This is a genomic window from Kovacikia sp. CALU 1929 (assembly GCF_056784235.1).
Map to the genome: position 1 here is coordinate 1 of NZ_JBXBCF010000013.1, position 12,358 is coordinate 12,358.

The window sequence follows — 12,358 nt, forward strand, 5'->3', positions numbered from 1 at the left end:
ATAGATCTGCCCAAAATCGGGTATTGAGTCAGGTTAGACGCTCTATGCGCCGCAGATTTTGCTGGCCGAAGCCCAGCAATTGACCATGAGACTGTTATGAGACTGAAAATTGCTAGAAAACCAATTAATCGAGGTGCCCTTTCAATATTAAATATTCAAAACTGAGATTTTTTGACGAGATGACGGTTTAAGTTATTGGTTTGAGTTTCGGAAGGAGGTCAACTTTAGCTTATTGCTAGATTCGTATCTAGACTGTAGTAAAGCATGTACACAAGGTATTGAAATGATCGGAAACGGTAGTAATATTCGCTCGAGGATCGATGAGGCGCGTTCTACTGTAAGAGAGTTGCTGAGCGAAATGGAAAGCCAAGACTTGCCAGTCGAACGCTATCTGATGAAGGCTAAAAAGCTTGCACGTCTTTTAAGAGATTCAGACGCACAGAAATGGTTGGATTTTGAACTCAAAGGTTATCCTGACAAGTTTTTATTTTCAGAACTTGGTACGTGCAGGAGATACGCAGAATCAGGAGGACGTTTAACTGATGGCAGGTATTGGAAAATGAGTTTGCCCTCACTAGAAGCCCGTTGTAAAGCAGATGAAGCAACCTTGTCCAGTTTCAATGCAAATCACCCCCCGGCTATAGCGGAAAACTTTGTAGTTGCAAGTGCTACAGCACAATTAATGAAACAACAAGCTAATTTGCTCAATAGCACGAAGGCTGCCTATCAGCAGAATGCCTCGCTACTCTCTGCTCTTAAAAGTTCTATTCATAGCTATGCTACAGAATGCTTCCTAGCTATTGAGTTTGGTGATGTTGCACAAGATATCTTTGAACAAGCTCGTAGGGATGTTGATACTTTTATCCGAGCAAAATGTCCTGAAGCTGCTGAGAAATTAGTTGCGATAAATGAACGTATGAGAGAAGAGGATGCTGAATCAAGGTCGGCTGCCTTAACTTCTTGTCGTCGCCTTTTAATGTCTTTGGCAGATGTAATTTTTCCTGCATCTGAGCATAATTATGTAGATGGAAAAGGTAAAGCCAGAAAAGTCGGTCAAGAGCAATATAAAAATAGAATAGTTGCATTTTTGGAACAAAGGCTTCAAAGTGGAAGCACAGAAGCAATTTTAAGTGCAGAAATTGAACATCTAGCAGCAAGATTAGATGCTGTGTATGAAAAAGCCTGTAAAGGTGTTCATGATGATGTGACCCTTGAGGAGGCACGTCTAGCTGTGATTCACACCTATCTAATGATTGCGGAGATTGCTAGACTGAATGCTGAAGCGACGGCATAACATAGCCTGTAGGTTGGGTTGACGAAGAAAACCCAACAACTCTTTGCCAACTTACTTCACCCACTTTAAGTCCAGCTAAGATCTTGTCGCTCGGGTAGAGCATCGCGAAACCCAACGCAAGCGCTGAGCCGCATGATCAACTCTTCAATCTAAAATGAGAGAGTCAAATCGCATCGAGGTCAAACCGATGACAGTTTCTCCAGAGGAGAGGTTTCACCAACGGCAACCCCGCTACAGCAAAGAAGAGTTTGCTCGGCGTGGCGATGAGATTTACGAATCTCAGGTGCGTTCCCAAGTCGAGGGAGGCAATCAGGGCAAGATAGTGGCGATCGATCTCGAAACCGGAGACTTTGAAGTTGATGCAAGTGAAATTGCTGCCTGCGGTCGCCTCGAAGCCCGTCATCCTGATGCTCAAATCTGGATTGTCCGCATTGGCTCTCGTCATGTCCGTCGATTTGGTGGACGTACTCGGAGATATGCATGATTACTGGAGTAATCAATGCAGAATTTGAACCTATCATTCCGCTCTCAATCCGTCGCTCAGATAGCAAAGTCTTCACACAAGATGCGATCGTAGATACAGGCTTTAACGGCTGGCTTTCTCTGCCTCCCGACCTAATCACTCAACTGCATTTGACATAGAAAAGGCGAGGACGAGCAATTCTTGGAGATGGTAGTGAATGTGTTTTCGACGTTTACGAAGCAGTTGTCGTTTGGGATGGGGCACTGGTCACAATTTCAGTAGATGAAGCTGATTCAGAACCACTTGTTGGAATGTCGCTGATGGAGGGTTATCAGCTAACGATGCAGATTTTTGAAGGCGGACAGATCGAACTCCGCAAAGTTGGCACAGTCTAACGTCCCCGTTCACCCGCCGCAGATAACCGCTCGAACTCAACGAAGAGACTCTATACGGTCGGTGTGCAACGGGATTGTTAGCACGCTTAGGCTGTCGGTGGGGACAGGTCAAGGCTTACAAACCCTGGATACCACTTGGTTAAGCCAAAATGCTCAAGGACGTTTACGCCTATTCCAGCCCAGGGAAAACATGACCGATGCCCAACGCTTGGGTTCCCATGCCAAATTTTGTGTGGCGGATGGGCTGTCTGCTTATGTGGGTAGCGCCAACTTAACGGCTCCTGGATTGGGCAGACATCTAGAAATGGGGTTATTGGTTCAAGGCGAAGTCGCCAGATAAATTGAAGGCTTTTGGATCTATGCTCTTGAAATTGAGTTGTTCATTCCAGTTGCGTGATAAAACTTTACTATCGAGGCATGGCAGAAGCAAACGGTAAACCTAAAGTGGGGCGTAGTGCTCGACTCTTGGGAGTGAGACTTGGCATTGACATTGATATTGAAGAAATACCAAAAGATTGGCTGGATGACCAGGGATACTTGCGACCCGAAGCAGAACGCAAAGCCACAGGGGAGGTAGTGATTGTAGCCGTTAGAAGCACGAAAGGAATGTCCACATCACTCTCGATCGAGAGCTTACCTGCCTTTCGCAGACCTACAGCTTTTGGCGGGATGGGGAGAGATCCCCTGTGGCAAATTGAAGATGGCAAAATCGATGGTGATCTTGAGGCTGTCCAAGACAGCGCCACACACGTTAGCATTATGCCAAGAGTAACGATGCTTTTGGAAAAGTACGAGACCGCACTGGCAAATACCCAAAATGACTGGGAGAGGGTTAGTTAAAATGGTGTGGGCATTTAGTTTATCGGCTGAATGTGGTGCAGATCGGGTTGCCGCTGAGCAATTCGCACAGCATTTTGACGGTCTTTCCTTGGTTCTTTCCAACGGTCATCAGTCCCAATGCCATACAGCAGCTTTTCAGGATATTGAAGAAAATTGGTGGTGTCAGGTTTGTCCCAGTGGCATCAGTGACATGGGAATTGATAGATCCGACATTGCTTACCAGATGACGGAGTTGGGCATCTTACTCTATCAACGGTTGCAATCTGCTCCGTCCTTTCGGTATGCCTTGGTTGGTGTAGAAGTTGATGAATTTAGAACCTATAGTGAGTTAATATCAGAGGCGACCGTTCCCAGTTTTCCAGGTTTAGTCTTGGCTGAGACGGTTTGGCGATCGCTCGGAGCCTCGACCTTATTTCGACCTTTCAGTTCTGGCTACGTTTGGCAGCCCTACGAAGGCGAAGTTTACAAACCACTGATGGTGTCGCCAGATTTGAAAAACAAGCTCAAGGAGCTACTTGTTCTCACATGAGACTTAGCAGATAGGAGATCTCGCAACGCAAGTCCAGGGTTGCGGCACGTGCTAACAATGCGTTGGTGCGGACCGGACAGAGGTTATCGGTGAGCGTTCAAGGTTATCTGCCGCTGCACAAATTCACCGATATGCCGCTTAGTTCTTGGTAAGGGTGTAACCGAAAGCTAATAAAATATTATATCTACAATCAATATCCACAAACTTGAGATTTGCTATCTAAGCAAATCTGTAACTCAAATGGAAAACGTGACAGCACAAAGGATAACAAATGATTCTGCGCCATTTCCTGAGTTAGGAATTTATAAATCAGACGTTATTGGAAATAAATGGCTTTGCACCCAGATGGACGATAAGCTTTGAGATCGTTCGATTCTGACTCAAAAATTGATTTTTTCTTATTTCCGAAGAAGTTTATTGACTGCTCTCTTTCAATCAAGCTGTGGAGGCGATCAAACGGGTAAGCATATCCATCATCCAAAGTGTATTCAAGCTGCTGAACCTGTTCTAATAAGCTAGAGGCAGATTGAATAGAAGTCATGTTGGGGTTTGGCAACTCCAAATCATCCATAATAAAAGTGAATGGATCCATGTTTCAAACGACACGGCGGCGGCTTGCCCTCTGGTATACCACGGTTACAGCGGTGTTGTTGCTGATATTTGCCAGTGGCTTTTATCTCTATGTGCGTGGGACGCTGATTGAGCGGATTGATGACACGCTGAACCATGTGGTGGAAGTCGTTGGGCGATCGCTGGTGATTGAACCAGTTAACCCTCACTTTGAAGGGGGACCGCTGCGGGTGAATGTCGAAGCCAGTTTTCGGGATAGTACAGCCACCGACGAAGACGACCACATTGACCTGGAGTGGTTTAACTCTAGAGGAGAAATTCTCTGGTCTACTTTCTCTGAGACCTTAGACGTTCCACTCCATCCCGATAGTGATGGGGAAACGGTTTATGTGATTAAGGAGCCAGCAGATTTGCCCACGCCCTACGCCCCGCCCCCCGCTCCCCTTATTCTGCGGCAGGTGACTCACCGAGTCGAAGTGGGTCGGCAGGTGCTTGGATATTTGCGGGTTAGCCATCCCTGGTTTGAGGTGACCAAGCCAGTGCGCCAGTTATTTTTTGACCTGATTCTGTGGACAGCCATAACGATTGGAGCCGTGGGGGCGATCGGTTGGTTTCTGTCAGGCTTAGCCATGGAGCCAGTGCGGGAGTCCTATCAACGGCTGAAGCAATTTACCGCTGATGCCTCCCACGAACTTAGAAACCCGATCGCCATCATTCAAACCAATGTCCAAGTCGCACTGGCGGACCCCGATCCTCAGCCCCACACCCAGCAGCAACATTTGCAGGTGGTTGAACGGCTTACGCGACGACTGGGGCGACTGGTCGATAATCTTCTATTTCTGGCGAGACAGGACAGCGGCATGGTGCAACTTCAGCGTTCAACAGTAGCTGTAGATGGATTGCTGAAGGATGTAGTGGAAGAACAACAGACGCTTGCCGGGGAAAAAGAAGTTCAACTTGCCTTTATTCTAGAAAAACCCTCACTGAAACCAGCTTCCAGTTCTGGCAATCAAGTTTTGTCCTCCCCCAGGTTGACACCAGTTGCGATCGCCCCAGGATCAATTTCAGAAAGCTGGGCAGTCCTTCAGGCAGACCGAGACCAACTGGCTCGTCTATTCACCAATCTGATCGGTAATGCCGTGCAATACACCCCACCGGCAGGGCAGATCACGGTTCAATTGAAGCAAACCGGCAAACCGGGAAGCCACTCCTTACAAATCACCATCTGTGATACCGGCATTGGCATTCCCCCAGAAGAATTACCCAGACTGTTCGATCGCTTCTACCGGGTTGACCCCTCCCGTAGCCAGAAATCCGGTGCCGGATCTGGATTGGGATTAGCGATTGCCCAGGCGATCGTTGAAAACCATCAGGGACAAATCCAGCTTGATAGCACGGTTGATCAGGGAACAACGGTGACAGTGACACTGCCGCAGAAAGAGTAACGACCGACCTGGAGTAATTTCCAATCAATTTTGCCTACTGCTGGCTACAGCTATGTATCGGCAGGTTGACCGCGAAGGGATAGAAAATTGACGATCAAGAAGCTATAGACGCTGGTGTCCATAGCTTCTTGACCAAACGCTTGCATCCTAAAAGAAGTGATTGAGAAATCAAGGCAGGTGTTAGGAATTTAGCTTGCCAGATATTCGCCGATCGCCGCTTTCCGTTTGCGTAGTTTGCTCAATGCTTCCCGCTCAATCTGGCGAACCCGTTCACGACTAATGTTAAGCCGATCGCCAATTTTTGCCAGGGTTAACGACTGACCATCCTCTAGCCCAAACCGAAGTTCCAGCACTTCCCGCTGTTGAGGTGTTAAGTCTGCCATCAGTTTTTCCAGGTCAGCTTTAAGAGAAGACTGGGTCGCAAACTCTTCTGGTGAAGCGCCCGTGTCTTCGAGCAATTCACCCAGTTCAGTGTCCTGGTTATCCCCCACCCGCAGGTCAAGAGACAATGGTTGCCGTGCCCGCTCCAAATATTCCCGTACCTGGCGGGGAGTCATTTCTAGCTCTTCCGCCAATTCAGCCGCCGTCGCTGCCCGCCCTAGCTGTTGAGCCAGATGACGCTGCGCTTTCTTAAGCTTATTCAGCTTTTCAGTAATGTGGATCGGCAGGCGAATCGTGCGCCCCTTCTCCGCGATCGCTCGCGTAATTGCCTGACGGATCCACCAGTAAGCATAGGTCGAAAAGCGATATCCCTTCGTCGGATCGAACTTTTCTACTCCCCGCTGCATTCCAATAGTCCCTTCCTGAATCAAGTCCAGCAGGTCAACATTTCGTTTCGTATACTTTTTGGCAACCGAAACGACCAAACGCAAATTTGCTTCAACCATTTTGCGCTTGGCATGTTCACCTTCTGCGATCGCCTGTTGCAGAGCATCCTCAGAAAGAGAAACTCGCTGTGCCCACTCCTGCAATGTGGGAGCATGACCCAGTTGAGGAGCCAGAGTATCTCGCGCTTCATACAGAGCCGATAGGCGCTGCACCTGTTTGCCAAAAAGAATTTCCTGCTCGTGGGTTAGCAGCGGAACACGTCCAATTTCTCTCAGATAGGAGCGCACTAAATCGGTTGAGGTCTGAGCAGTCTTCATAGTGCTTTACACTTACATGTGGGAACCGGAAATTTCGGTTAAAGAAAACAGTAGCCGTCAAGAATACCAAAGATAGCCTAAAAACCTTATAACTAAGGCAATGACTTAAATAACCCTCTATAGGCTCAGATTCTCGGAACGAAATAAAACGAAGCAAAAGGATTAAGGGCCAAAAATCAAGGAAGAACGGCAACCGGGAATCTACCGATAATCAAGTATCAATGGAGTTCGAGGACGGCTATCAATCCATCGAGAATTTCCCGGTGCCTTGATGCCGTTACCCTATTCACTTCTAACTTATTAAGAAGTGTAACATTTCTGAGGGAAGACGTATACCCCCAGAGAGCGATTTATTCAAGTCGAATCTGGAGCAACCGTCTACCACCCTTGATAGAAGCCTGTATTTACTTATATCCAAGAGTACCCAGTCTTCACTCGGGCGAATGCATCCAGCACAACAAAATCTACAAACCTGAATGAGAGAAATTGGAATCATTTCCAAACTGTTAGAAAAGTGTGCAAGAAAGTTTAATCAAATTTAACGATTAGGTAGAGAGGTCGGTGAATAGGTAGAGAAAGTTATGACCAGCCACTAACTACTGACTACCTACTCTACTATCTAGCTCAGATAATCTTGCAAGGCTTTCACAGACAACTCTTGGGACTGTAAAGAACGAATGGCTGAGGCAGTGGCTTTCGCTCCGGCGATGGTGGTGATGATAGGAATTTTGTAGCTAAGGGCGGTACGCCTGATCAGGCGACCGTCTGCCTGTGCTTCTTCTCCGGATGGAGTGTTAATAATTAATTGCACTTTCTCATTTTTGATCGAGTCCAAAATATGGGGTCGTCCTTCGTGCAGTTTGAGCACTAGTTCTACCTCTAGCCCATGCTCCAGCAGCGTCTTGCGGGTACCTTCGGTGGCAATGATGGAAAACCCTAACTCCATCAGATCTTTGACCACTGGCACGACTGCCGCTTTATCCCGGTTATTCATCGATACAAAAACGGTGCCGCTCAGAGGCAGGCGTTGATTGGCGGCTAGTTCTGCTTTCGCGAAGGCAACCCCGAAACTGGCATCGATCCCCATGACTTCGCCGGTAGAACGCATTTCAGGACCGAGAATCGTGTCTGTGCCCGCAAATTTTTCAAACGGTAGCACGGCTTCTTTAACAGAGATGTGGTTGGGAATGACTTCCTTCGTGTAGTCGAGATCGACGAGCGTTTTGCCAGACATAATCCGGGCTGCCATTTTTGCCAGGGGCACCCCGATCGCCTTGGAGACAAACGGCACTGTCCGGGAAGCACGGGGATTTGCCTCCAAAATGTAGACTTGTTCGCCCTGCACCGCAAACTGAATATTCATCAGACCCACAACCTTTAAGGCTTTCGCCAGTTCCACTGTCCAGAGGCGAATTTGATCCAGGACGGTCTGGCTCAGGAAGACTGACGGAAGCGAGCAGGCAGAGTCGCCAGAGTGAATCCCGGCTTGCTCGATGTGCTCCATAATCCCACCGATAACCACCTGCCCGGTCTGATCGGCGATCGCGTCCACATCCACCTCCACTGCGTTTTCCAGAAACTTGTCAATCAGGATTGGGTGGTCTGGCTCAATCTGAACGGCATAGATCATGTAGCGTTCCAGTTCAGCATCGGAATAGACGATCTCCATTGCCCGCCCACCCAGCACGTAACTGGGACGCACGACGACTGGGTAGTTAATCCGGCGGGCAACTTCCACCGCTTCCTGGTAACTGCGGGCAATCCCATTCGGGGGTTGTTTAATGTCCAGTTGCCGCAGAATCTTCTCAAACCGCTCCCGATCTTCAGCCGTATCAATCGAGTCGGGAGAAGTCCCCCAGATTTTAGTCTGAACCGGGCACTGGTCACTGGCAAGATAGTTTTGTAAGGGCACGGCTAACTTCAGCGGTGTCTGCCCACCAAATTGGATAATCACCCCCTCTGGATTCTCCGCCTCAATAATATTGAGCACATCTTCTTTAGTGAGCGGCTCGAAGTAAAGGCGATCGCTGGTGTCATAGTCGGTTGAAACGGTTTCTGGGTTGGAGTTGACCATGATGGTTTCAAACCCATCCGCCTGAAGGGCAAAGGAGGTATGACAGCAGCAGTAGTCAAACTCGATCCCCTGTCCAATCCGGTTGGGACCACCCCCCAGGATCATCACCTTGCGCCGGTCAGATGGCAAAACCTCGCTCTCCTCTTCGTAGGTAGAGTAGTAGTAGGGTGTCAAGGCTTCAAACTCGGCGGCACAGGTGTCTACCGTCTTATACACCGGAATCACCCCCAGGGATTTGCGGTAGGAGCGAACTTCGTCTTCGGTGGTTTTAGTTGCAAAGGCAATCTGGCGATCGCTGAACCCCTGCCGTTTGACAGCAAACATCTGTTCCTTAACCAGGCTTTTGAGCGGGGTCCGCTTGAGAAACTTTTCCGTTTCCAGCAGTTCCTGCATCTTATCCAGGAACCAGGGATCGATGCTAGTCAGTTCAAAGATCTCATCTACCGTCATGCCCATCTGTAAGGCATGGCGAAGCATAAAAATCCGCTCTGGGTTGGGAGTCCGCAGTCCAGCCCGAATTTGCTCTAAGCTGGGCAATTTTTCTGGCTTGTCACATCCCCAGCCTGCCCGTCCCGTTTCCAGAGAACGGAGTGCCTTCTGAAAAGATTCCTGGAACGTGCGCCCGATCGCCATTGCTTCTCCCACCGACTTCATCTGAGTCGTCAACACCGGCTGAGAACCGGGAAACTTCTCAAACGCAAAGCGGGGAATCTTTGTTACTACATAGTCAATCGTAGGCTCAAAGCTGGCAGGAGTCTTTTTCGTGATGTCGTTAGGGATCTCGTCCAGGGTATAGCCCACGGCGAGTTTGGCTGCTATTTTGGCGATCGGAAACCCCGTTGCTTTTGATGCCAAGGCAGAACTGCGAGACACACGCGGGTTCATCTCAATCACAACGATATCCCCCGTAACGGGATTCACTGCGAACTGAATATTAGAGCCGCCTGTTTCCACTCCAATTTCTCGGATGATTTTAATTGAAGCATCCCGTAACCGCTGATATTCTTTGTCGGTCAGGGTTTGGGCTGGGGCGACGGTAATCGAATCACCCGTGTGAACCCCCATGGGATCCAGGTTTTCAATCGAGCAGATAATTACAACGTTATCTGCCAGATCTCGCATTACCTCTAGCTCATACTCTTTCCAGCCCAGCAGCGACTTTTCAATCAAGATCTGGGACACCGGGCTGGCATCGATCCCCGATTGGGCAATTTCCTCAAATTCCTCCTGGTTGTAGGCAATGCCACCGCCCGTACCACCCATGGTAAATGCCGGACGAATAATAATAGGATAGCTGGCGATTTGATGGGCGATCGTCCGTGCTTCCTCCAGCGTGGTTGCCAGTCCAGAGGGGCAAACCGGCACACCAATCTTTTCCATTGCCTCTTTAAATAACTTGCGATCCTCTGCCTTCTCGATCGCGGGTAATTTTGCACCAATCAGCTCCACCCCATATTTATCCAGGGTGCCATTCTTTGCTAGCGCCACTGCCAGGTTGAGCGCGGTTTGCCCGCCCATGGTTGGTAACAGGGCATCTGGGCGTTCCTTCTCAATGATCTTTTCAACAATTTCTGGAGTCAGCGGTTCAATGTAAGTCCGGTCTGCCGTCTCCGGATCGGTCATGATGGTTGCTGGGTTTGAGTTGACCAGGATCACTTCATAACCTTCTTCACGTAAGGCTTTACAGGCTTGGGTACCGGAGTAGTCAAATTCACAGGCTTGCCCAATCACAATTGGACCAGAGCCAATAAGTAGAATCTTGTGGAGATCATTGCGACGAGGCATAGGGCTTGCAGCAGGGATGAAAAATCTCACCTATTGTAGAAGTTTTCGCCCCTTCAGTTGGTAGCGCTTTATCTAATCCCAAGGTTTCTCATTTTCACCAATGTTAATAGGACTGCCTATATAGCGTTTCCTTTCTGGGTAAGGTACATCTCATCTGTTTGACTCAAGGGTTCTATGACTATCCATGTACCTCACTGGATTCAAAAACGCTATATATCTGATTTAAGATCCTGATTGAAGCAGAGGGGACAGGGGCTTCCAGAGGAACCAGATTGGTAACTTCGCACGGTAAACTATTTATATAGATACATCTAGGAAGCGAGATCGCATCTATGGGCGAGTCAAAGCGGCGCAAGGAAGCTCTTGGAGAAAAGTACGGTCAGGAGCCAAACGTTCTCCCGTGGTTGCCAATCACTAAAACTCAGGCAAGTCAGTTTGTTCAATGGACGACTCGGGGTGCTTGGGCAGGCATTGGGATTCTAGTATTCGTTTGGATTACCATTCGATTTATCGGTCCCGCCTTTGGTTGGTGGCAGTTAGAGCAGTTGCCATAAGGGATCAGGCGAAATTCCCTTGCCAAAATTGTAAAGAATAGTGATAAATTCCTCAAATACTGATGTCCCTCTTGCCTTAAAAAGGCAGACTCAACCTAAGATCGATCTCTAGTTTGGGTTCAATAACTTGAGATTTGGCAAATCTGTCTAAAGACAGTTGGCTGGAGGGGGCATAAAGTACTAAGCTCGAAATTGTTTGTTTTGTTTACTTGAATCAGTTTTAGTGACTTAAGCTGGTTGATTGTTTCTACGGATACTGACGATAAAGGAAGTCAGTTAACTAAGGCTAGAGTACAGTTTCGCTTCATTCGATTTTCCCAACTTTTATATCTGCTGCTGGTGCCTTCATTTTTTCCAGTGAAATTCTTAAGAAAGTATTAAAAACGTTTAGAATTTTAGGTGTGGTGATAGGAGGACGGTTGTGTTCCTTAGACTTGCAGATCAACACCGGCAATTTGTTCAGGATCTTGTGATGAATCTTCAGGCACTTGCTATTGTGCTGGAGCGTCAGGGATATCTGGCATCTTGCTATACCTGTGGCGGACAGATGAACAGCGCTTCTTTCATGGTCAGCTTGGGAGATAACCACTTGATTCGCTTCCTGGTATCCGATTATGGAATTACCTGGACTGAGATGCGAGATGACCGTGAATTGATGAAGTTGGAGGGGGCAGAGGCAATCAGCCAACTTCAGGAACTTGCCAATTTGGTGAAGCATCAGATCAAGCCTTCCCAATATCGGCCCGCGATCGCTGCTGAAACTTTCATTTAAGGACAGGCGGACTAAGCAGGTAGAACTTATTAAAAATATCGGTTCTGTGTAGGTTGATTTTGTGCTTACGATCTTTGGGTTCCGCGATCGCTCTAGCCCAGCCTGGCGTTCAGCCATGCCGCAGGCTTTACCTTTGATTCGATCCACCTAGCTTACTTGTGTTGTTGGAAATTATTTCAATATCTGCCCCCTGATCAATCTCGGTCAGGGGGCGACGTTTTTGGAGCCAACTTTAGATTTTGAAACAAATTTTGCAACACTACTTTACAAATCGGAAAATCCCCCTTACTATCATTATTAAGACTTGTAACAAGTCGATTATCTATACCAATTTCGTTTATCGCACTTATAAACCATGACGACAACTTTACAGCGCGCTGAGCGCCAAAGCTTTTGGAGTCAGTTCTGCGAGTGGGTGACCAGCACCGAAAACCGCCTGTATGTAGGCTGGTTTGGCGTGTTGATGATCCCCACTCTGCTGACCGCTACCAT

12 protein-coding genes and 1 pseudogene are annotated in these 12,358 nt (G+C 48.1%); 10 read left to right on the plus strand and 3 right to left on the minus strand.

The genetic code is table 11. The features are described 5' to 3' along the window. Positions 1 to 283 precede the first annotated feature (283 nt). From AC1S52_RS00770 to AC1S52_RS00795, 6 genes are all read left to right on the plus strand, one after another. The gene (locus AC1S52_RS00770; RefSeq protein WP_482027133.1) at positions 284 to 1,294 is read left to right on the plus strand and encodes an AbiTii domain-containing protein; all 1,011 of its coding nucleotides are present in this window, start codon (positions 284 to 286) and stop codon (positions 1,292 to 1,294) included. A 187-nt stretch (positions 1,295 to 1,481) separates the two neighbouring features. Continuing rightward, on the plus strand, positions 1,482 to 1,778 hold the full coding sequence (locus AC1S52_RS00775; RefSeq protein WP_482027134.1) for a hypothetical protein: 297 nt from the start codon (positions 1,482 to 1,484) through the stop codon (positions 1,776 to 1,778). Beyond that, on the plus strand, positions 1,775 to 1,936 hold the full coding sequence (locus tag AC1S52_RS00780) for a hypothetical protein (protein WP_482027135.1): 162 nt from the start codon (positions 1,775 to 1,777) through the stop codon (positions 1,934 to 1,936). Before AC1S52_RS00775 ends, AC1S52_RS00780 begins: the two co-directional genes overlap by 4 nt. A 313-nt stretch (positions 1,937 to 2,249) precedes the next feature. Next, complete coding sequence (locus tag AC1S52_RS00785) at positions 2,250 to 2,492, plus strand: phospholipase D-like domain-containing protein (RefSeq protein ID WP_482027136.1); 243 nt, start codon at positions 2,250 to 2,252, stop codon at positions 2,490 to 2,492. 53 nt (positions 2,493 to 2,545) lie between these two features. Further along, on the plus strand, positions 2,546 to 2,992 hold the full coding sequence (locus AC1S52_RS00790; protein ID WP_482027137.1) for a Tse2 family ADP-ribosyltransferase toxin: 447 nt from the start codon (positions 2,546 to 2,548) through the stop codon (positions 2,990 to 2,992). Position 2,993: 1 nt separating this feature from the next. Beyond that, positions 2,994 to 3,521 (plus strand): hypothetical protein, encoded by a 528-nt coding sequence (locus tag AC1S52_RS00795; RefSeq protein ID WP_482027138.1) that lies wholly within the window; start codon positions 2,994 to 2,996, stop codon positions 3,519 to 3,521. A gap of 316 nt (positions 3,522 to 3,837) precedes the next feature. On the opposite strand, the gene AC1S52_RS00800 is transcribed toward AC1S52_RS00795, so the two are convergent. Next, positions 3,838 to 4,092, minus strand: coding sequence for a hypothetical protein (locus tag AC1S52_RS00800; RefSeq protein ID WP_482027139.1), 255 nt, complete (start codon positions 4,090 to 4,092; stop codon positions 3,838 to 3,840). Between the two features lie 19 nt (positions 4,093 to 4,111). On the opposite strand from AC1S52_RS00800, the gene AC1S52_RS00805 reads away from it, so the two are divergent. After that, positions 4,112 to 5,536 (plus strand): sensor histidine kinase, encoded by a 1,425-nt coding sequence (locus AC1S52_RS00805; RefSeq protein ID WP_482027140.1) that lies wholly within the window; start codon positions 4,112 to 4,114, stop codon positions 5,534 to 5,536. Positions 5,537 to 5,724: 188 nt separating this feature from the next. Here the strand turns inward: AC1S52_RS00805 and AC1S52_RS00810 are convergent, their stop codons facing one another. Beyond that, positions 5,725 to 6,681 carry an RNA polymerase sigma factor, RpoD/SigA family gene (locus AC1S52_RS00810; RefSeq protein WP_482027141.1) on the minus strand — a complete coding sequence of 319 codons (957 nt, stop codon included), beginning with the start codon at positions 6,679 to 6,681 and terminating at the stop codon, positions 5,725 to 5,727. A 619-nt stretch (positions 6,682 to 7,300) separates the two neighbouring features. Continuing rightward, entirely contained in the window at positions 7,301 to 10,540 is a 3,240-nt protein-coding gene (carB, locus tag AC1S52_RS00815) for a carbamoyl-phosphate synthase large subunit (RefSeq protein WP_482027142.1), read from the minus strand. 332 nt (positions 10,541 to 10,872) lie between these two features. Here carB and AC1S52_RS00820 point away from each other — a divergent pair, with 332 nt between their 5' ends. The 3 genes and pseudogenes from AC1S52_RS00820 to AC1S52_RS00830 form a co-directional block, all read left to right on the plus strand. Then, positions 10,873 to 11,094, plus strand: coding sequence for a DUF2839 domain-containing protein (locus AC1S52_RS00820; protein WP_482027143.1), 222 nt, complete (start codon positions 10,873 to 10,875; stop codon positions 11,092 to 11,094). A gap of 421 nt (positions 11,095 to 11,515) precedes the next feature. Further along, positions 11,516 to 11,866: a DUF1815 family protein gene (locus tag AC1S52_RS00825; RefSeq protein WP_482027144.1), complete on the plus strand. Its 351-nt coding sequence runs from the start codon at positions 11,516 to 11,518 to the stop codon at positions 11,864 to 11,866. Positions 11,867 to 12,221: 355 nt separating this feature from the next. Further along, a pseudogene (locus AC1S52_RS00830) lies at positions 12,222 to 12,358 on the plus strand (photosystem II q(b) protein); the annotation flags it as partial.